Origin of the sequence: Rhodococcus sp. Leaf233 (genome assembly GCF_001426165.1) — a bacterium.
In the GTDB taxonomy this organism is placed as follows: Bacteria; Actinomycetota; Actinomycetes; order Mycobacteriales; family Mycobacteriaceae; genus Rhodococcoides; species Rhodococcoides fascians.
The window spans coordinates 713,218-731,816 of sequence record NZ_LMRO01000001.1 but is presented as its reverse complement, the minus strand read 5'-3'; the positions used below and the strand labels follow the sequence as shown (position 1 = coordinate 731,816).

General features: G+C 66.1%; 20 protein-coding genes. 7 read left to right on the top strand and 13 right to left on the bottom strand.

Annotated elements, in window-relative coordinates:
* The first annotated feature begins 72 nt into the window (after positions 1-72).
* Both ASH04_RS03630 and ASH04_RS27100 read left to right on the top strand, forming a co-directional pair.
* Positions 73-288 (top strand): BldC family transcriptional regulator, encoded by a 216-nt coding sequence (locus ASH04_RS03630; RefSeq protein ID WP_027498325.1) that lies wholly within the window; start codon positions 73-75, stop codon positions 286-288.
* A 135-nt stretch (positions 289-423) separates the two neighbouring features.
* Positions 424-621: a membrane protein gene (locus tag ASH04_RS27100; protein WP_027498326.1), complete on the top strand. Its 198-nt coding sequence runs from the start codon at positions 424-426 to the stop codon at positions 619-621.
* Between the two features lie 9 nt (positions 622-630).
* On the opposite strand, the gene ASH04_RS03620 is transcribed toward ASH04_RS27100, so the two are convergent.
* Positions 631-1,920: a MinD/ParA family ATP-binding protein gene (locus ASH04_RS03620; protein WP_082519169.1), complete on the bottom strand. Its 1,290-nt coding sequence runs from the start codon at positions 1,918-1,920 to the stop codon at positions 631-633.
* 4 nt (positions 1,921-1,924) lie between these two features.
* Between ASH04_RS03620 and ASH04_RS27095 the strand changes: the two genes are divergently transcribed.
* A complete protein-coding gene (locus tag ASH04_RS27095) occupies positions 1,925-2,455 on the top strand; it encodes a hypothetical protein (protein ID WP_235579939.1) in 531 nt (176 codons plus the stop codon).
* Here the strand turns inward: ASH04_RS27095 and ccsB are convergent.
* Genes ccsB through hemL form a run of 6 tightly spaced genes read right to left on the bottom strand, consistent with a single transcriptional unit; the run spans position 2,437 to position 8,471 of the window.
* Positions 2,437-3,420, bottom strand: coding sequence for a c-type cytochrome biogenesis protein CcsB (ccsB, locus tag ASH04_RS03610; protein WP_027498328.1), 984 nt, complete (start codon positions 3,418-3,420; stop codon positions 2,437-2,439). The two genes, ASH04_RS27095 and ccsB, sit on opposite strands and share 19 nt — an antisense overlap.
* Before the next feature lie 3 nt (positions 3,421-3,423).
* Positions 3,424-5,043, bottom strand: a complete 1,620-nt coding sequence (resB, locus tag ASH04_RS03605; RefSeq protein WP_032407367.1) for a cytochrome c biogenesis protein ResB — start codon at positions 5,041-5,043, stop codon at positions 3,424-3,426.
* A complete protein-coding gene (locus tag ASH04_RS03600; protein ID WP_032369910.1) occupies positions 5,040-5,849 on the bottom strand; it encodes a cytochrome c biogenesis CcdA family protein in 810 nt (269 codons plus the stop codon). The genes resB and ASH04_RS03600 overlap by 4 nt, the downstream gene beginning before the upstream one ends.
* 5 nt (positions 5,850-5,854) lie before the next feature.
* Entirely contained in the window at positions 5,855-6,445 is a 591-nt protein-coding gene (locus tag ASH04_RS03595) for a TlpA disulfide reductase family protein (protein WP_027498331.1), read from the bottom strand.
* Complete coding sequence (locus ASH04_RS03590) at positions 6,438-7,100, bottom strand: histidine phosphatase family protein (RefSeq protein ID WP_027498332.1); 663 nt, start codon at positions 7,098-7,100, stop codon at positions 6,438-6,440. Before ASH04_RS03590 ends, ASH04_RS03595 begins: the two co-directional genes overlap by 8 nt.
* Positions 7,101-7,151: 51 nt before the next feature.
* Complete coding sequence (gene hemL, locus ASH04_RS03585; RefSeq protein WP_057472742.1) at positions 7,152-8,471, bottom strand: glutamate-1-semialdehyde 2,1-aminomutase; 1,320 nt, start codon at positions 8,469-8,471, stop codon at positions 7,152-7,154.
* 117 nt (positions 8,472-8,588) lie between these two features.
* Here hemL and ASH04_RS03580 point away from each other — a divergent pair, with 117 nt between their 5' ends.
* A complete protein-coding gene (locus ASH04_RS03580) occupies positions 8,589-9,095 on the top strand; it encodes a pyridoxamine 5'-phosphate oxidase family protein (protein WP_057472741.1) in 507 nt (168 codons plus the stop codon).
* Here the strand turns inward: ASH04_RS03580 and ASH04_RS03575 are convergent.
* The 4 genes from ASH04_RS03575 to ASH04_RS03560 are packed head-to-tail and all read right to left on the bottom strand — an operon-like array spanning position 9,092 to position 12,854.
* Positions 9,092-9,655 carry a hypothetical protein gene (locus ASH04_RS03575; RefSeq protein ID WP_057472740.1) on the bottom strand — a complete coding sequence of 188 codons (564 nt, stop codon included), beginning with the start codon at positions 9,653-9,655 and terminating at the stop codon, positions 9,092-9,094. The genes ASH04_RS03580 and ASH04_RS03575 overlap by 4 nt on opposite strands.
* A 53-nt stretch (positions 9,656-9,708) precedes the next feature.
* On the bottom strand, positions 9,709-10,398 hold the full coding sequence (bioD, locus tag ASH04_RS03570; protein WP_057472739.1) for a dethiobiotin synthase: 690 nt from the start codon (positions 10,396-10,398) through the stop codon (positions 9,709-9,711).
* Positions 10,395-11,528 carry an 8-amino-7-oxononanoate synthase gene (locus ASH04_RS03565; protein ID WP_057472923.1) on the bottom strand — a complete coding sequence of 378 codons (1,134 nt, stop codon included), beginning with the start codon at positions 11,526-11,528 and terminating at the stop codon, positions 10,395-10,397. Before ASH04_RS03565 ends, bioD begins: the two co-directional genes overlap by 4 nt.
* A gap of 39 nt (positions 11,529-11,567) precedes the next feature.
* Positions 11,568-12,854, bottom strand: a complete 1,287-nt coding sequence (locus ASH04_RS03560) for an adenosylmethionine--8-amino-7-oxononanoate transaminase (protein WP_442971182.1) — start codon at positions 12,852-12,854, stop codon at positions 11,568-11,570.
* Positions 12,855-12,938: 84 nt separating this feature from the next.
* Between ASH04_RS03560 and ASH04_RS03555 the strand changes: the two genes are divergently transcribed.
* From ASH04_RS03555 to ASH04_RS03545, 3 genes are read left to right on the top strand one after another with little or no spacing between them, the layout of a single operon-like run.
* On the top strand, positions 12,939-14,285 hold the full coding sequence (locus ASH04_RS03555; RefSeq protein WP_057472738.1) for a serine hydrolase: 1,347 nt from the start codon (positions 12,939-12,941) through the stop codon (positions 14,283-14,285).
* Between the two features lie 46 nt (positions 14,286-14,331).
* Positions 14,332-14,538: a hypothetical protein gene (locus ASH04_RS03550; protein ID WP_027498338.1), complete on the top strand. Its 207-nt coding sequence runs from the start codon at positions 14,332-14,334 to the stop codon at positions 14,536-14,538.
* A gap of 43 nt (positions 14,539-14,581) precedes the next feature.
* A complete protein-coding gene (locus ASH04_RS03545; RefSeq protein ID WP_027498339.1) occupies positions 14,582-16,549 on the top strand; it encodes an acyl-CoA dehydrogenase family protein in 1,968 nt (655 codons plus the stop codon).
* Positions 16,550-16,563: 14 nt separating this feature from the next.
* Here the strand turns inward: ASH04_RS03545 and ASH04_RS03540 are convergent, their stop codons facing one another.
* Positions 16,564-17,361 (bottom strand): cyclase family protein, encoded by a 798-nt coding sequence (locus ASH04_RS03540; protein ID WP_057472737.1) that lies wholly within the window; start codon positions 17,359-17,361, stop codon positions 16,564-16,566.
* Entirely contained in the window at positions 17,361-18,536 is a 1,176-nt protein-coding gene (locus ASH04_RS03535; RefSeq protein ID WP_057472736.1) for a PQQ-dependent sugar dehydrogenase, read from the bottom strand. The genes ASH04_RS03540 and ASH04_RS03535 overlap by 1 nt, the downstream gene beginning before the upstream one ends.
* Between the last annotated feature and the right edge of the window lie 63 nt (positions 18,537-18,599).

Genomic DNA, 18,599 nt, shown 5'->3' with positions numbered 1-18,599 from the left:
TCACAACACCGCAGACCGATATCTCCGGTTCGACGCAAATGCACAGAACCGCACCGTAGGAGGACACGACAGATGAGCGCACCCACGTTCCACAAAGCTCAGGACTCACTTCTCACACCGGGTCAGGTAGCAGCGCTTTTTCACGTCGACCCCAAGACCGTGACTCGCTGGGCGCACGCCGGACGTCTTGGATCGCTCCGCACTCCCGGCGGACACCGTCGCTTCCGCGAAACCGAGGTCATGCAGCTGCTGACTTCTCTGACGACCGAAGCCGGCGTACAGCACTGAGACAGGCCATTCGGCGCAGTTTCGGCAACGACCTCCGCACCCGTACGAACTCATCGAACATTCTCAGGAATCTTCGACGCTCGACGGGTGCGGAGGTCGTTGCATGACGGCTACCCTCGTAGTAGGAGGTGCGTCGTGATCTATCTATTGGCGTTGATCGGTTTGGTGGCAGTGATTGTGCTGCTGTGGAAGGCATTCGGACCCAGCACGCAACCTGAACCCCCGCGGACTGTCGGGCCCGATGACGATCCGGAATTTCTCTGGAAAATCAACCGGGACGCTCGTCGCGGAGGCAAGGACGGGACCGACGCCGGCACTGAAGTCGGCGAATAAAGTTTCCGATCAGCTGCGGCGAGAAGTAGTGGGCGAGGCCGGAAAGCCTGCTGCCACCGCCGCAGCTACTTCGAGGAGTGCCTTTCGCGTGCGTCCACGAAGCCTGCTCAGTTCGATCTCAGCCCCCTCCTCCAGATGCGGGTCGAACGGAATCGTCCGAACCTGAGCGCATCGCTGCTCGAAATGCTCGACCACCTTCTGCAAGTCGACTTTTCCCGCCCTCGGTCTTACCGCGTTGACCACCGCCACCGACGTGGCCACCAATTCTCGATAGCCATGAGCATCCAGCCAATCCAATGTCGCCGACGCGCTCCGCGCCCCGTCCACAGACCCTGAGCTGACGACGACCAGAGTGTCCGCGCCCTCGAGAATGCTTTCCATCGCCGAATGCATCAATCCGGTGCCGCAGTCGGTGATGACGATGCTGTAGAACTTCTCGAGCAGTGTCACCGTTCGGTCGTAGTCGTCACCGCTGAATGCCTCGGACGCCGCCGGGTCCGAATCGGAGGCCAGCACCTCCAGCCGATGGACGTTCTGTGAGGTGTAGGCCCGAACGTCGCTGTAGCGCTCCAAGGAATCCATGTCTCGCAATAGATTTCGGACCGTCGCCGTCGTTTCCGACGGTACTTTCTGCCCCAGCGTTCCGCGGTCGGGGTTCGCGTCGATCGCAATCACGCGGTCACCGCGGATGTCCGCGAACGTCGAGCCCAACGTGGCCGTTGTCGTCGTCTTTCCGACCCCACCCTTCAACGAGAGCACCGCGACGCGGTAGCACCCCACCAATGGTCGATCGACCTGCGCGGTCAATTCGAGGCGTCGCTGTTGCGCCGGACTGTTCCCCACATCGATCCGACCACCGGACATCAGATACAGCGCACGACGCCACCCGGCCACCGGAGCGACACTTGCCGACCTGATCAGCAACGAATCGCCGAGGTCGGCCGCCGACATCGGCTGCGACAGCGGTCGATGATCCGGCTGAACGACAGCAGCCACGGCAGGAACCACAACAGGAACATGGCCGGGCAACATCGGTTGCGGCCACGAACCGGGTTGCGGAGCCCACTGCCCATACCCCTGACCCTGCCCATACCCCTGCCCATGCCCATGCGTCGGCCAGCCGTTCTGGGCCTGCCACTGATTCTGGGCTGCCCACTCGTTGTTCGGCTGCCAATATTGCTGGGGCACAACAGCATTCGGGGGCAAAACCACCCCGTTCTGCGGCTGGACAGGGTGCTGACCCTGTTGCCCAGGCGGCTGCGGCTCGCCCGTGGGCCGAGTCGGCGGACCAGGGAGCATGGCCGTGTCGGACGAAACCGGTGGCACAACCGGTGGACCCGACGCTTCGGGCATCGTCGGCATCTCGTCGGTCGGTGGCGTCACCTCGACGGGTGGAGTCGACATTGCCGCGACAACAGGAGTCGGGCTCGGAGCATCCGCGGGCGGCATGGCGATGGGGGTGGATCGGAACGGTTCACGCTCCCCCGAAACCCGAGACTCCCCCACAACCCGAGAAGACCCCGCAGTCTCAGCAGACCCCGCAGGCTCGGCAGACCCCGCAACCCCCGAAACTTCCCCAACCTCGGCAGACCCGACAACCGGGGTCTCGGTCACCACCGGCTCCGGCGTGTTCGGGGGTTCGTCGTCGTCCATCGGTCGGACGGGTTGCCAATTGTTTCCGTGCCGATCGGCCATGACCGATTTCCCCCCACTGTGCGTCCCGCGTCGAGTGCCGGCTCGGATGTCTCCCCCATCGAGCCGGATCGGACGCTACCAGCTGCGCGTCGGCAGCGGAGCGTGTGGAACGCGCAGAGGTCAGTTCAGTCCTGCGTAGCTGTGCAGACCGGAGACGACCATGTTGATGATGAAGAGGTTGAACAGCATGGCAGTGAATCCACCGACGTTGATCCACGCGGCGCGGGTGTTTCGCCAGCCGGAGGTGGCGCGGGCGTGCAAGTAAGCGGCGTAGATGATCCACGTGATGAAGGACATCGTTTCTTTGGGGTCCCAGCCCCAGAAACGTCCCCATGCGGCCTCGGCCCAGATCGCGCCGAGGATGACGCCGGCTCCGAACAGCGGGAAGGCGACGATGGTCGTCTTGTAGGCGAGTCGGTCGAGGGCTTGGGCGTCGGGGAGCTTGGAAGCGAAGCGGCCCCAGAATCCCACGCTCTCCTCGCCGAGGGGCTGTTTGATGCGCAGCAGGAACAGCAGGCTCGCGACTCCGGAGACCAGCAGGATGCCGCTGCCGACGCTGACGATGGTGACGTGGATGGGCAGCCAGTAGGAGCGCAGCGCCGGGACGACGGGTGCGGCGTCTGCGTAGAGCTTGGTGGCGGCGAAGAACATCAGCACGATGATGGGTGCGAGGACGAACACCAGCATCGGGCGCATCGTCTTCTTGCGCAGCACCACCACGGAGGTCAGTGCTGCGGCAGCGGTTGCCATGGTGACGAACTCGTACATGTTGCCCAGCGGGAATCGGTGGGTGGCGAATCCGCGGAGCACGACCGAGGCGATGTGTAGGACGAGGGCCGGTGCGAGCAGCGCGAAGCCCATGCCTGCGAGGCGCTCGGACAGCGGGCGCTTGGGTGCCTCGATGACGCGTCCCGGGCCGGAGGACGCAGCCTGCGACGACGCGGTCACGGGGGCTCCGGCACCGACGAGCTCCTTGGCCTGAGCGGCCGTCGCCTTGGCGGAGGCGTACTGAGCGATGAGCAGGACGAATGCGAGCACGTAGATGGTGAAGGCTGATTCGAACGACCAGTCGCTGTACTGCGAGAGTGTCTCGTTGATCGGCATCGGTCAGTTCTCCTGTTTCGAGGTGTCGCCGAGCAGGCGGGTGCACAGGCGGTCGAACTCTTCGCCCCACCCCGCCTGATCGGTGCGTGCAAGTCCGCCGAGTTCTACTACAGTACGTCGTGAGTCGCCGTCGGCGGTGAGTCGGACCCAGATTCTGCGACGTTTGATCACCAGTGAGACGAGCAGTCCGCCCATCATCGTCAGCGCGAACACCAGGACCCAGGTCTGAGCCGGGTCGTGCGAGACCTGCAGGTTGACGAATTCCTTCGCCCCGTCGAATCTGACGACGGTGCCGTCGCTGAGTGTCGCCGACTCCCCGGGCATGAGGTTGACGCGGTCCTGCTTGACGAGCCTGCCCTGGGCGATCATTTCCTGATCGAGCGAGAAGATGGACTGCGGGAGTCCGGTGTCGAGTCCGGTGTCGCCTTTGTAGATGTCGATGGCGACGGCGGGGTCGTTCATCGCCGGGAAGCTCGACGACAGCAGACTGCCGTGGAACGACGCCGTCGGGGCGAACAGTCCTTCGATGGCGATCTGGTTCTTACGCCGGTCCAGCGCGTCGGGGTAGAGGCCACCGGGTGGGTCGACTCGCAGTACCCCGCTGGAGAGGAATGTGGTGGCGTCCGTCGGCTGCCATTGGATGGTGTCGGTGCGGGTCTCGCCGTTCGGGAACGTCACCGTGAACGTGGGCGCGTAGCCGTGGCCCTGCAGGTAGACGCGGTCGCCCGCGACCCGCAGCGGATGGTTGACCTGCAGTCGGTCGTCCTGCCAGTCGTTGTTCGCCAGATCTTCGCCGGCCTGGTACTGGATGTTCGAGGTGAACATTTCCGCCTGGCCGTTGTCGAGGTAGTCCGCCTGAAAATCCTTGACTCGCAAGCACAACGGCTCGAGGTCGGTGCCGTCGACGAGGTTGCCCGCCCGGAACGAGTCGTAGTTGGCAGGCGTGGAGGTACAGAATCCGGGGCCGTCGTCGGCGATGACGATGCGGTTTCCCTCGTAGCCGAGCAGCTTGCCCATGGCGATCGCGGCCAACAGTCCGACGAGCGAGAGGTGGAACACGAGGTTGCCGAGTTCGCGAACGTAGCCCTTCTCCGCCGAGAGCGTCACTGCCCCGCTGCCCTCGGACCGTTGCGCGACGCGCCACCCACGCAGCTGAGTACGGACCTGGGCTGCGATCTCCTCGGGTGCGCCGTCGACGTCGTACCGGGTGTGGTGCGGCAGGCGCGAGAGGTTCCGCGGCGCACGAACGGGCTTGGTACGCAACTGTTTTGCGTGCTCGATGCACCGCGGCAGGATGCAGCCGATCAGGGAGACGAACAGAAGTGCGTAGATCGCGGTGAACCAGAAGCTGCCGAACACGTCGAACAGTTCGAGCTTGTCCATGATCGGACCGAGGGTCGGGCGGTCCGCGATGTATTGGTCGACCTTGCCCGCGTTGAGGCTGCGTTGCGGTACCAGGGCTCCGGGCACGGCGGCGAAGGCCAGCAGGAACAGCAGCACCAGTGCGGTCCGCATACTGGTGAGCCCGCGCCAGGTGTTGCGCACCACGGCCACGGCCTTACCGAGTACGGATTGCTTGTGCGGCGGCGACGCTTCTGTCCGCTCCTCGGTCTCGGCGGTCATATCGGCAACACCACATCGGAGACGAAGGCGTCGCGCACCCAGCCGACGAATTGATCCCAGGCACCGGTGACCAGTGCAATTCCTACCGCTATCAACATGATTCCGCCGAACACCTGTATCTGTCGTGCGTGTGTACGTAGCCAGCCGACGCCTCGCAGTGCGCTGACCGATCCGAACGCGAGGATCACGAACGGCAATCCAAGACCGAGGCAGTACGCCACGATGAGGGTGACTCCGCGGGCAGCCGTGGCACCGTCGGTGCCTGCGGCGAGCGAGATGACGCCGGCGAGGGTGGGCCCGAGGCACGGGGTCCAGCCGAGTGCGAACACTCCCCCGAGCAAGGGCGCTCCGGCGAGGGAGCCGATCTGCTTCGGCTCGAACCGCACATCGCGCTGCAGCGCGGGAATCAGTCCGACGAACACCAGGCCCATGGCGATGGTGACGACGCCGCCGATTCGCATGAGCAGTTCGCGGTTGATCGCCAGCACCGAAATTGCGCCGAACACCGACGCGGTGGCGAGAACGAACACCACGGTGAATCCGAGGACGAACAGCCCCGCGGCTCCCGCGACGCGCAGCCGACCGCTGCGCACCTTCGTCTTGACGGCCGCTTCGTCGGCGCTGACCGCCGGTGCGTCGGCTCCGACGACCCCGGCGAGGTACGACAGATATCCCGGAACCAGCGGTACGACGCACGGTGATGCGAAGGAGACGAGCCCGGCCAGGACGCAGGCTCCGAGGGCCAGCAGCAGCGGCCCGGAGGCCGCAGCTTCCTGGAAACTCGCGCCGACGCCGGCTAGGTACATCTCGCTCACGGCTGCACAGGCTCCTCGGCTGCCACGCGCTCGACGACGGGCTGCAGGTCCTCGACGAGCAGTTCACGCAGGAACACTGCGGCCACGCGGTGCTGTCGATCGAGCACGATGGTCGTCGGAATGACAGAGGTCGGAACGCCACCGAGCGCGGTCAGGGTGCGCATCGGCGGGTCGTAGATCGAGGAGTACGTGACGTTGTTGCTGACGACGAAATCCTGTGCTGCGGTCTGTGATTCGTCGCGCACGTTGATGCCGAGGAATTCGACGCCGGAGGCTTTGGTGGCCTCGTAGACCTTCTCGAGGTCGTCCGCTTCTCCGCGGCACGGTCCGCACCACTGACCCCAGACGTTGAGGACGACGACGTCACCCTCGTAGTCCGACAACGAGGTCGTCTTGCCTTCGGTCATCAGGTCGGGTCCGGAGAGTTCGCCGAGTGCGCCGCGGTCGGACGGCGGATCGTAGAAGATTTCGGTCTTTCCGCCGGGCGAGACGAACTGGAAGGTTCCGCCCTGAGCAACCGCGTCGGTGCCGGTCGAACAGCCGGCGACGAGGGCCACAGCGGCAACCGCGAGCAGTAACCTACGCACCGGTGATCCTCGGGTCGGATGCTCCTGCTGGCTCGGAGTAGACGAGATCGACGAGCTGATCGCCCTCGTAGACCAGTGACGTCAGCGACGCGAGTCCACACTGGCGATTGCGCGGGTCGTGCCAGAGCCGGTCGCCCTGGAGGAACCGGCGCAGCGTCCAGACCGGGAGTTGGTGGCTCACGCAGACGGCCTCGTGCCCGACGGCTGCGACTCTGGCCGCGTTGACGGCGGCGAGCATGCGGTGCGCGATCTGCAGATACGGCTCGCCCCAGGACGGGGTGAACGGGTCGCGCAGCTTCCACCAGTGCCGAGGCCTACGCAGGGCTCCGTCGCCGACGGCAACGCGCAGCCCCTCGAACTCGTTACCCGCCTCGATGAGATTCTCGTCCTCGGACACCGTCAGGCCGTGGGCTGCCGCGATCGGGGCAGCAGTCTCCTGGGCGCGTTGCAACGGCGACGCGACGACGTGGGTGATGTCGTGACCGGCGAGCGCATCTGCGACGGCCTTGGCCTGGGACTGGCCGGTGACCGACAGCTTGAAGCCGGGCAACCGCCCGTAGAGGATGCCCTTGGGGTTGTGCACCTCGCCGTGCCGGAGGACGTGCACGATGGTGCGCGTCGTCGAGTGCGGATGTGTTGCGGGGGCCTCGGTCACGTCGGGGTCCTGTTTCTCGCTAGTCGGGTGGTGATCACTTCTGAGTGGACGTCACAGTGGTGCTACAGCGGCTGCCGCAGCCTTCGCGGCAGCCGGGGCCGCGTCGGCGATGATCTCGAAAGCTCGATCGTCGAGAGCAGCCGAGACGAACCATGCCTCGAAAGCGCTCGGCGGCGGGTACACCCCGCGAGAGAGGAACGCGTGAAAGAACGCCGGGTAGCGCCACGTCTGGGCAGCCTTGGCCTGCGCGTAGTCGGTGACGGGTCCATCGGCGAAGAACACACTCACCATAGTGCCCGCGAACTGCACGTGGTGGTCGACGCCTTCGGCGGTGAGAGCATCGCCGAGCAGTGTTCCGAGTCGCTGTGAGTTGGTCTGCAGCTTCTCGTAGACGGCGGCGTCGGCCAGTTGCAGGCTCGTCAGGCCGGCTGCGACGGCGACGGGGTTTCCGCTGAGGGTGCCCGCCTGGTATACCGGCCCGGCCGGTGCGAGGTAGGCCATGACGTCCGCGCGGCCACCGAATGCTGCGGCCGGTAGTCCGCCGGACATGACCTTGCCGAAGGTGTAGAGGTCGCCGGCGACACCGTCGATGCCGTACCAGCCTGCGGCGCTGACACGGAATCCGGTCATCACCTCGTCCATGATCAGCAATGCGCCGCGCTCGGTCGCGAGTCGGCGTAGTCCCTCGTTGAAGCCGGTGACCGGCGGGATCGCGCCCATGTTGCCCGCGGCGGCCTCGGTGATGATGCACGCGATCTCGCCGGGATTGGCGTCGAACGCGGCGGTGACGGCGTCGAGGTCGTTGTAGGGAATGACGATGGTGTCCGATGCCTGAGCGCCGGTCACTCCGGGTGACGTCGGCAGTCCGAAGGTGGCCAGTCCCGAGCCCGCGTCGGCCAGCAGGGCGTCGACGTGGCCGTGGTAGCAGCCGGAGAATTTGAGGATCTTGGTGCGACCGGTGAAGCCGCGCGCCAGACGCACCGCGCTCATCGTGGCCTCTGTGCCCGAATTCACAAGGCGAACCTGGTCGACGGGGCCGACGCGGCGCACGATTTCCTCGGCAAGTTCGATTTCGCGCTCGGTGGGTGCGCCGAACGACAGTCCGGTTGCGGCCGCCTTCTGGACTGCCTCGACGATCGCCGGATGGGCGTGTCCGTGGATCATCGGACCCCAGGACGAGATGAGGTCGACGTAGGACTTCCCGTCCGCGTCGGTCATCGTGTATCCGCTGGCCTGCGTGATGAAGCGTGGAGTGCCGCCGACCGATGCGAACGCACGCACCGGAGAGTTGACGCCACCTGGAATCACTGTGCTCGCGCGGGCGAAGAGTTGGGCCGATACGGGGGCGTCGTTGCCGTCAGGAACAGTCACGACTTCCAGTGTCCCAGGTTCTGCGAAATCACCAACTACAGGGCGTAATAATCACCGAAACGGGGAGTCGGCCTGGTTTCGGCGATTGAAGACCCCTGCCCCGGGTATTTACTTTCGATGACAAACACCGATGGCGTCACCAAGGTCGCCGAATTGATGTCCGAAGCCGGACTCTGCATGTTCACCACCGTGGGCCGAGACGGCCACCTCATCTCGCGACCGATGGCACTGCAGGAAGCCGAGTTCGACGGGGACCTGTGGTTCTTCGCAGCGCAGGACTCCAGAAAGGTACGCGACATCGCCGCCGACCCGACGGTCAACGTCTCGTTCCAATCCGGTCAGGGCTGGGTGTCACTGTCCGGTACCGCTGCGGTCGTCGAGAACAAGGCCAAGGCGGAGGAGCTGTGGAATTCTCGGGCGGCCGCGTGGTTCGAGAAGAACCCCGATTCGCGTGAGGTCGCGTTGATCCACGTGGCCGCCGAAGGTGCCGAGTACTGGTCCACCCCGGGCTCGAAGGTGTCGACCCTGCTGGCCTACGCCAAGGCGAAGATCACCCACGAGCGTCCGAAGCTGGGCGAGAACGACGTGGTCGAACTCGAACTGCCCAATACCTCGACGAGCTAGTTCCGCTCGTGCCGGGCTGCCGTCGGGGGCAGGTCCGGATTACCGGTCACCCCATGCTGTCCTGCCTCGGACCCATCGGTACTCGCGTTCCGATCGACAGTCGCATTCCGATCGGCACTCGCGTTCCGATCGACATTCGCGTTGTGCTGCGCACCGAGGTCCCGATCCGCGCCCGCGTCGCGGCCGAGGTTGTGGTCACCGGTCACCTTGCGGTCGCCCTTCACATCTGGATCGATGTGGTTCGCGCGCTCGAACTGTGAGTTCACTTCGTCGCGTGATGCCGCCGCGACTCCCTGGTGAGACTGGGCCTGCTGAGCAAGTTTCTCTGCCTCGGCAGCTTTGACGTCCGCCTCCGCCTGGGCGCGGCGTGCCTTGGCCTCGCTCTCGCGGGCCTGCAGTTCACGCTCCTCGACGACGGTCGCCTGATCGGCCGCCTTCTCGCGAAGGTGGTTCGCTTCCAGCCTCTTTCGCTCTTTGCCCTTGCGTGCCACAACCAGGGCGACGGCAACGACCAACACTACGACTACTACTGCAACGATGATCCACAACGCGGTGCTCATGATGGAACTCCCGATCTGTTCCGACTGCCGAAGTGGCAGACGTTCCGAGCCGGTTACCCGAGTAATGAGCCGGCAAACTCGCCGAACTTCGTGCAGGCGAGCGCACCGAAGTCCTTCTCGTCCAGCGCGGCGGCCCCGTTCGGCACACACGCCAGGAGCTCGACGCCCGTCACGAGCGGCAACTCCTCCACATTGACCCGCGCCGCCAGATCTGGTTCGGTCGGCCACGATCCGATCACCAGGCCCGCACATGTCACACCCGCTGCGCGCACCGCGGCGACGGTCAGCGCGCTGTGGTTGAGCGTCCCCAGCTCCGCCCCTGCCACGATCAGGACCGATGCGCCGACGGCGCCGGCGACATCGAGTGCGGTGAACCCGCCGGCACCCAGGCGCACCGCTACCCCGCCCGCACCCTCGACCACGACGAGATCGTGAGCCTCGTCGAGGACTCGCACCGCGTCGACGACGTGGTCGAGTTCGAGCATCGACCGACCCGAACGGCGTGCTGCGACGTCGGGCGCGAGCGGCTCGGGGTACCGCACCAGCTCGATCCCGCGGATGCCCGAAAGACGTTCCACCACATCCATATCCGACTCGTCCAGGCCGTCGTCACCGACTCCGGTCTGCGCCGGTTTGCACACCGCCACTGTCCGGCCCTGTGCCCGGGTTGCGGCCGCGAGCGCCGCGGTCACCACGGTCTTGCCGACGCCGGTCGACGTTCCGGTGACGAGAAGAACCGTCATCCCGACACCGCCGCACGCAACACCGTCGAGAGAACGGACGTGGCACGGTCGATATCGGTGTCGCTGAGGTCGGCGCGCGCGGTCAAACGCAGCCGAGATGCGTTCGCGGGAACCGACGGCGGCCGAAAGCACCCGACGCGCACGCCCAGGTTCAGACACTCCCCGGCCGCGCGGACGGCACGCACTGCGTCGCCGAGCACTACCGGAACCACCGCCGACGCCGTCGGCGATACACCGGCGGCCACCGCCAGTTGCCCTGCCCGCCGACCGATCGCAGCGACCCGATCGGGTTCGCTGCGCAGCACCGCCAGCGCTGCCGATGCCGCGCCGACCGCGGCCGGGGCGAGCGCGGTATCGAAGACGAAACTGCGCGCACTGTGCAGTACCTGGTGCCGTACCGACGCCGGCCCGAGCACCACCCCGCCCTGCGATCCGAGCGCCTTGGACAGCGTCGCGGTGATCACCAGGTCCGGCAGTCCCGCCACACCGGCGTCGTGCACGGCACCGCGCCCACCGTCACCTCGGACGCCCAGCCCGTGGGCTTCGTCGACGATCAGCACCGCGTTCCATCTCCGGCAGGCTGCGTACAGCTCGTGCAGCGGCGCGAGGTCGCCGTCGGCGCTGAAGATCGAGTCGGTCACCACGAGCGCGCGAGATTCCGTTCGTTCGCGGAGTAACTGCTCGACGTGCTCGACGTCGCGATGCCGCGCCACGGCCACCCGCGCCCGAGACAGACGGCAGGCATCGATCAACGACGCGTGCGACGCGGCGTCCGAGATCACGACGGAGTCGCGGTCGGCGAGCGCGGTGACGACTCCGAGATTGGCGGTGTAGCCGGACGAGAAGACCAGTCCGGTCTCGGCACCGACGAAGTCGGCAAGGTCCTGCTCGAGCTGTTCGTGGGCGGTGGTCGTGCCGGTGACCAGTCGAGATCCGGTGGACCCGGCACCCCACCGACGCGTGGCCGCGCAGGCCGCGTCGACGACGTGCGGATGTCGAGACAGGCCGAGGTAATCGTTCGACGCCAGGTCGAGTGTCGAATCCTCGGGACTGCGAGCGTGGACGACGCGCTCGAGCCCGGCCGCGCGACGGTCGTATGCGGCGGCGTCGAGCCAATCGAGTGCACTCATGTCCACGACCATACTTGAACAGTGTTCAAGCATGGGTGTTCAAGTATGGTCGCGCGCCACCGCCACCATGGCACTGGCAATGGCTGCCACATCGGCCTCGGTACAGACATACGGCGGCATCGCATAGACCAACCTGCCGAACGGCCGCAGCCAGACACCTGCGTCCACGGCGACGGCCGTCGCACGTGCCATGTCGACCGCGCCGGTCAGTTCGATCACCCCGATTCCGCCGAGCACGCGCACGTCGGCCACGCCCGGGAGCGACCGGGCCGGCTCGAGCCGTTCGGTCAGCACGTCTGCGACGGCGGCGACCTCGGCGCGCCAGTCGCGCGAGAGCAGCAGCTCCACCGACGCCACCGCGATCGCGCAGGCCAGTGGATTGCCCATGAACGTGGGCCCGTGCATCAGACCGCCCGCCTCACTGCTCGACACCGTCTCCGCCACCTCGGTGGTGCACAGCGTCGCCGCCAGCGTCATGTAGCCGCCGGTCAACGCTTTGCCGACACACATGATGTCGGGTGCGATGCCCGCGTGATCGGCGGCGAACAGCTCACCGGTGCGGCCGAACCCGGTGGCGATCTCGTCGAAGATCAACAGCACGCCGTACTCGTCCGCGAGTCGGCGCAGTGCGAGCAGCAGACGTGCGTCGTGGAAGCGCATTCCGCCGGCACCCTGCACGATCGGCTCGACGATGATCGCGGCTACGTCGTTCGCATGCGCCGCGAGCACCTGCCCGAACTCGGCGACGTAGGCGGCGATACCCGCCGCATCGGACGCGGCGGGTGGCGCGGGCGCGAACACCTGCTGCGCCAGCACACCGGTCCACAACCTGTGCATCCCGCCGTCCGGATCGCAGACACTCATCGGCGCGAACGTGTCCCCGTGATAGCCGCCCCGCCACGTCAGCAACTTCGTACGCCCGCTCTCACCCCGCCCACGCCAGTACTGCAATGCAATCTTCACCGCGACTTCGACGGACACGGACCCGGAATCTGCGAGGAACACCTTGTCCAGCCCGGCCGGCGTGATCGAGACCAGCAGCTCCGCCAATCGCGCCGCCGGCGCATGAGTGAGGCCTCCGAACATCACGTGACTCATGCGGTCGAGCTGGTCTCGCGCTGCCGCGTCCAGCACCGGATGCCGGTAGCCGTGCACCGCCGCCCACCACGAACTCATGCCGTCGACGAGTTGGCGGCCGTCGGCCAACGTCAGTCGAACCCCGGAAGCGCTGTCGACGACCAACGGTGTCGTCGTCGACGGAAACCCGCTGTAGGGATGCCAGAGATGCTCGGAATCTATTCGACGGACGTCGTCTGAAGTAAGCACGCCAGAGCACACTGCCACAGCACCCGACCGGCCGTACCGAGACTGGGCGGGTGGCGAAATGTCCGAATCCTTTAGCATTGCGACATGACGACGCGCACCGTGACGAGACTGGCAGGGGTGGTCGTGGCCGTAACTCTGACGCTGTCCGCCTGCGGGGGACCGTCCGAAACGCCGACGCCCACGACCACCACGGCACCGGCGTTCGCGATCGACACCTCGACGCCGCTGGGCGCGATCAACGACCGAATTCTGCAATGGATCAACGCCGACGCCGCCCCGGATCCGGCGGCGGTGGACGCCGTCACCGGCGCGGAGCTGGCGGCAGCACTCGAGCCGATGGGCGGGCTCGTCACCCCTCTCGAGCAGTTGCGCGCCGGGGCGCCGAACGTGGCGACGGGTTTCGAGGCCGGCCCGGACAGCGCCGTTCTTCGCTTCACCACCGCCGGCATTCCGGCCACGATCACCACTTCCCTCGGTGCCGACGGCACGCTCGACGGCATTCTGGCCAGTCCGGAAACTCAGACGATCTCGTCCTTCGACGAGCTCGATGCTGCCCTGTCGAAGGTGGCTCCGAATTACTCCTACAGCGCGTCTCGTCTGAACGGCGGTGAGTGCGAGTCGGTGTACTCGGTCAATGCCGACGCGATGCTTCCGCTGGGATCGGTGTTCAAGCTGTACGTTCTCGGTGCGCTGACCGACGAGATCGAGGCGGGCAGCGTGCGATGGGACGAGCAGCTCACCATCCGCGACGAGAACAAGAGTGCGCCATCGGGTGAGCTGCAGAACCGCCGCGACGGCACGACGGTGTCGGTACGCGAGGCCGCGGAGAAGATGATCTCGCTGTCCGACAACACCGCCACGGACCTGCTGATGGAACGCCTCGGTCGGGGCCGCGTCGAGGCTCAGCTCGCCACGATGGGTCATCACGATCCCGCGGCGATGACGCCGATGATGGACACCCGACAGTTCTTCGTCATCGGATTCGGGAATCCGAACCTTCGTTCCGAATGGGCGGACGCGGACGCCGACGCTCGCGAGCAGCTCCTCGAGCAAGCCGATTCCCGGCCGCTGGACATCGACTTCGAGAATTTTCTCGACAACCCGGCATCGGCCGACGGCGTGGAGTGGTTCGCGAACGCGCAGGACGTGTGTGCGGCCATGGGGTACCTGGCAACCGGCCCGTCGGCGGAGGAGAACCGTCGGATCCTGGCCATCACCCCGGGTGTGCAGCTCGATCCCGCTCGGTGGCCGTACTCCGGCTTCAAAGGCGGAAACGCTCCTGGCGACCTCGCCGCGGCGTTTTTGACAACCGACGCCTCGGGGCAGGACTGGATCGTCACCGAGCAGTTCCGGGCGGACGGTGCCATCGACCTGATCCCGTCCAGCTACGCGTTCCTGGTTGCGCAGGAAGCTTTCGCTCTGTTGAAGTGAGTGGGATTTGTAACACTGGTGTTACCGCTGGATTACACTCGTGCCCGTGGAGGCACAACACGAACCGGCTCAGCAGGCGTGGCCGACGGGCTTCAAAGAGTTCCTGGTCTGCGAGTTCACCGACTTCAGTCCCCTGGTGACCAGGGCCATGGAGGACAACTGCGCGTCGCTGTTCCACGACGGTCCCTACGGCAGATCCGGCTTCTGGCGGACCTTCCGGGCCGTGTTCCGAGAATTCGTCTGGCCGGTCTGAAGTTCCGGGCCTCACGGGCCGCGGCAAAAGGTTACCGTCGAGTATGGCAACCACAACGGATCACCTTCGGAACACTCTGGACGGCCGCTGGCGTGATGTGAAGAACGAGGCGCGCAAGCAACTCGCGCGCGACGAGTTCCGCCCGCATTACACACCGAATACCGTCATCGCCCGCACCAAGGCGCTCGAGCAGCTCAAGCTTCTCGCCGCGGCCGGGGCTGCCGACAACGGCTTCAAGAAGGAACACGGCGGTACCGGAGACGTCGGTGCCGCGGTGACGATGATCGAAATGCTCGCGATGAGCGACCTGTCGTTGATGGTCAAGGCCGGGGTCCAGTGGGGACTGTTCGGCGGTGCCATCGAGAACCTGGGTACCGAGCGTCACCACGAGGCGTACGTACCGAAGATCATCAACCTCGAGTTGCTGGGTTGCTTCGCCATGACGGAGACCGGACACGGCAGTGACGTGCAGTCTCTCGAGACGACGGCGACGTACGACCCGAAGACCGACGAGTTCGTGATCAACTCACCCACTCCGTCCTCCCGCAAGGACTACATCGGTGGTGCCGCCGAGACCGCGACCGTCGCTGCCGTCTTCGCGCAGCTGATCACCGCAGGGCCGGGCGAGGAGCCCGAGGGCCACGGCGTGCACTGCTTCTTCGTACCGCTGCGGGACGAGAACGGCGACGATCTCCCCGGCGTGACGACCTCGGATTGTCAGTACAAGGGCGGACTCCCCGGCGTGGACAACGGCCGACTGATGTTCGACCATGTCCGCATTCCGCGGGACAACCTGCTCAACAAGTACGCCGACGTCTCTGCCGACGGCACGTACACCTCCCCCATCGAGAATCCGTCCAGGCGGTTCTTCACGATGCTCGGCACGTTGATCCGCGGGCGCGTCACAGTCGGTGGCAGCGCTGCGGCCGCAGCTCGTGTCGCCCTCGACATCGCGACGCGATATGCGTTGCAGCGCAGGCAGTTCGCTGCCCCCGGTTCCGATCAGGAAGTGCTGATCATGGACTACCTGGTGCATCAGCGTCGACTCTTCCCGCTCATCGCCAAGTCGTACGCACTGCAGTTCGCGCAGAACGAGCTGGTGTCGAAGATGCACGAGCTGCAGACTGCGGACAACCCGGATGCCGAGGAGCAGCGCGAGCTCGAGTCGCGTGCCGCCGGCCTCAAAGCCGCCAACACCTGGCACGCCACTGCCGCGATCCAGGAAGCACGCGAGGCATGTGGCGGCGCTGGCTACCTGGCCGAGAACCGGCTGATCTCACTCAAGGCCGACACCGATGTATTTACCACCTTCGAGGGTGACAATCACGTGCTCACGCAGTTGGTGGCCAAGGAACTGCTCACCGCGTACGCGGACGACGTGAAGTCGATGAGCCCGGTCGAGTGGGTCAAGTTCGCAGCCGACATGGTCGGCGATCGCGTCGTCAAACGCACTGCGGCGCAGGCGATCATGCAGACCATCCTCGATCGGCGTCAGGACAACGAAGAGGAGGGGTCGCTGTTCAATCGCGGCACCCAGGTCAAGATGTTCGAGGATCGTGAGGAGTATCTGCTGTCCACGGTCGCGCGCCGTCTGCAGTCGAAGTCGAAGGAGAGCAGTTCGTTCGACGCGTTCAACGCGGTACAGGACCACGTTCTGCACGCTGCGAGCGCCCACATCGACCGCATCATCTTCGAGGCCTTCATCGCCGGTATCGAGTCGTGTGAGGACGCGACCACCAAGGACCTGCTCGAGGAGGTCTGCGATCTCTACGCCCTGTCGGTGATCGAGGACGACAAGGCCTGGTTCATCGAGCATCGCTACCTGTCCACCGAGCGCTCCAAGGCAGTGACTCGCGCGATCAACGAGCGGTGCCGCACCCTGCGTCCGCATGCGGAGTTGCTGGTCGACGGCTTCGGAGTGCCCGAGGCTCTCGTCGGTGCCGCGATGCTCGGCGAGCCCGGAGCGGGAACCGAGGAAGAACCGGCCGGGAACCCCAGCCACGCGCACTGACGCGTAGTCGGGGTTCAGCCGGGAGAGATCGCGAAGACCCGGCAGGGACCACCGGTCGCGCCCGCGTGCTTCGGTGCGCCGACGACGACCGTGGCCCCTGCCGGGGGCACGGCATCCAGATTCGCCAGTGCCTCCACTCCGTATCGGCCTGCGCCGAGTACCGCTGTGTGCGCTGGATAGTCGCGGTCGCTCATCCGATCGAGACTGAGCGTGTCTACCCCGATTCCGACGACGTTGCGCTCGCGCACCAGCATCCGTGCCGCGTCACCGCCGAACCCGGGTGCGGCACGTTCGGCGAGACGGTCCTGCCATCGACTGTGCATGACCACCAGTGCGCGATCGGGTATCCGTCCGTGCTCGAACTCCCATCGAGCGATGTCCTCGGTCGTCACGACCGATTCCGGATCCGACGCGGCCCGCGCGGAGATGTCCAGCACGACCAGCGGGGCGATCAGGTCTTCCAGCGGCAGGATGTCGGCCGTCGCACCGCCGCGCACTCGATGCGCGGGGGCATCGATGTGCGTGCCCGTGTGCTCGTAGTACGAGAGCTTGTTGACGAGAAAGCCGCCCAACTCATAGGCGGCGACCGGGTGCATCGAGAACGGTTCGTTACCCGGCCACACCGGAAACGTCGGACTCAACGTGTGCGTCAGATCGATCAGTCGACCCGCGGGGATCGCCACTGCGACCGCCGGTGCGGCGCCTGCAGCACCGCCCGCCGCGACCGTCAGAGCAGCTGCCCCCAACGACCCGAACAGCGCCCTACGTCCGATCCTGCGGTGAACAGACTCGACGACTTCGGGGCCGCACATCAGTCGGCAGCAGGGGTGACGAGCAGAATCTTGTCGTCGGATCCGTTGTCCGTGGTGAGCAGGAAGGCTCCGTCGCTTCCGAAGCTGGTGAGCGAGCGCAGCCGACCGTAGGTACCCACCAGGGCGTCGGCTTCGTCGACGTAGTCCGTGCCGTCCTCGGACAGCTTGAGGAACACGAGCTTCTCGCCCTGCTGACTCGACACCACTGCGGAACCGTTCCAGGAGCCCCATCCCGCGCCGTTGGCGAACGTCAGGCCGGGCGTCGCGATCGTGGGACTACCCGAACTCCACACCGCCGCGCGGGCCCCGGGCACCCGGGTGGGATCGGTCATCGGCACCGACTCGTCGTAGACGAACGGCAGCCGATCCGGCCGGTAGCCGTAGTTGCCGCCGGGGACCAGTAGGTTGAGTTCGTCGTCCCTGGTGGTTCCCTGCTCCACCTCGTAGATGTCTTGAGTGCCGGGCCGTATCGCGAGCCCCTGTACGTTCCGATGACCGAGCGTGAAGACACGTCCGGGTGCATCGGCCGCCGCCGAGCCATCGGCGTTGATGTGCAACACCTTGCCGCCCAACGAGTTTCGATCCTGCGGCACCGACGGCGACGCGGTGTCGCCGGTTCCGATGTACAGGGTGCCGTCGGGGTGGGCCAAGATGCGGCAACCGCCGTGGCGACCACCGTCGGCGACGGGGATGTCGTCGACGAGTGTGCCGGTGCGCGTCAACTCGGTCCATGCGGAGTCGACGGTCCACGACACCACGGCGATGTGGTTGTCGGTGCCCCCGCCCGCACTACCGGTGCCCGCACTGCCGGCACCTGTTCCCTGACCCTGCACGCCCTGGCAGGTGTAGATGGTTCTGGATGTGGCGAAGTCCGTCGCCAGTGCGATGCCCATCAGGCCTGTCTCGCCCGACGCGTAGAGATCGCCGAGATCCGCGTCGAGCTCGCGAGTGGCACCGCCGACATCACGAATGACGAATCGCCCCGCTCGCTCGCCGGTCAGCACCGTCCCGTCGGGGGCAACCACGGCATCCCACGGTTTCGCCAGCCCGTCGAGGACGGTGGTGACCGTCAGGTCGGGCAGTGGATCGGCCTGTGCCGTCGCTCCCGTCGAGCATGCCAGCGTCAGGAAGACGCTGGCGGCGAGTACACCGGAACTGGACACCAGCTTGTTCATCCACACTCCTGACGACGATCGGCCACCAGCCCGATATGACCGGTATCACACGATCATAGACAC

What these genes read in the sequence shown, in the direction of transcription:
- ASH04_RS03630 (WP_027498325.1), top strand. Translation starts at nt 73, where the DNA reads ATGAGCGCACCCACGTTCCACAAAGCTCAGGACTCACTTCTCACACCG.
- ASH04_RS03620 (WP_082519169.1), bottom strand. Translation starts at nt 1,920, where the DNA reads ATGCTCCCTGGTCCGCCGACTCGGCCCACGGGCGAGCCGCAGCCGCCT.
- ccsB (WP_027498328.1), bottom strand. Translation starts at nt 3,420, where the DNA reads ATGCCGATCAACGAGACACTCTCGCAGTACAGCGACTGGTCGTTCGAA.
- resB (WP_032407367.1), bottom strand. Translation starts at nt 5,043, where the DNA reads ATGACCGCCGAGACCGAGGAGCGGACAGAAGCGTCGCCGCCGCACAAG.
- ASH04_RS03600 (WP_032369910.1), bottom strand. Translation starts at nt 5,849, where the DNA reads ATGTACCTAGCCGGCGTCGGCGCGAGTTTCCAGGAAGCTGCGGCCTCC.
- ASH04_RS03580 (WP_057472741.1), top strand. Translation starts at nt 8,589, where the DNA reads ATGACAAACACCGATGGCGTCACCAAGGTCGCCGAATTGATGTCCGAA.
- ASH04_RS03575 (WP_057472740.1), bottom strand. Translation starts at nt 9,655, where the DNA reads ATGAGCACCGCGTTGTGGATCATCGTTGCAGTAGTAGTCGTAGTGTTG.
- bioD (WP_057472739.1), bottom strand. Translation starts at nt 10,398, where the DNA reads ATGACGGTTCTTCTCGTCACCGGAACGTCGACCGGCGTCGGCAAGACC.
- ASH04_RS03565 (WP_057472923.1), bottom strand. Translation starts at nt 11,528, where the DNA reads ATGAGTGCACTCGATTGGCTCGACGCCGCCGCATACGACCGTCGCGCG.
- ASH04_RS03555 (WP_057472738.1), top strand. Translation starts at nt 12,939, where the DNA reads ATGACGACGCGCACCGTGACGAGACTGGCAGGGGTGGTCGTGGCCGTA.
- ASH04_RS03545 (WP_027498339.1), top strand. Translation starts at nt 14,582, where the DNA reads ATGGCAACCACAACGGATCACCTTCGGAACACTCTGGACGGCCGCTGG.
- ASH04_RS03540 (WP_057472737.1), bottom strand. Translation starts at nt 17,361, where the DNA reads ATGTGCGGCCCCGAAGTCGTCGAGTCTGTTCACCGCAGGATCGGACGT.
- ASH04_RS03535 (WP_057472736.1), bottom strand. Translation starts at nt 18,536, where the DNA reads ATGAACAAGCTGGTGTCCAGTTCCGGTGTACTCGCCGCCAGCGTCTTC.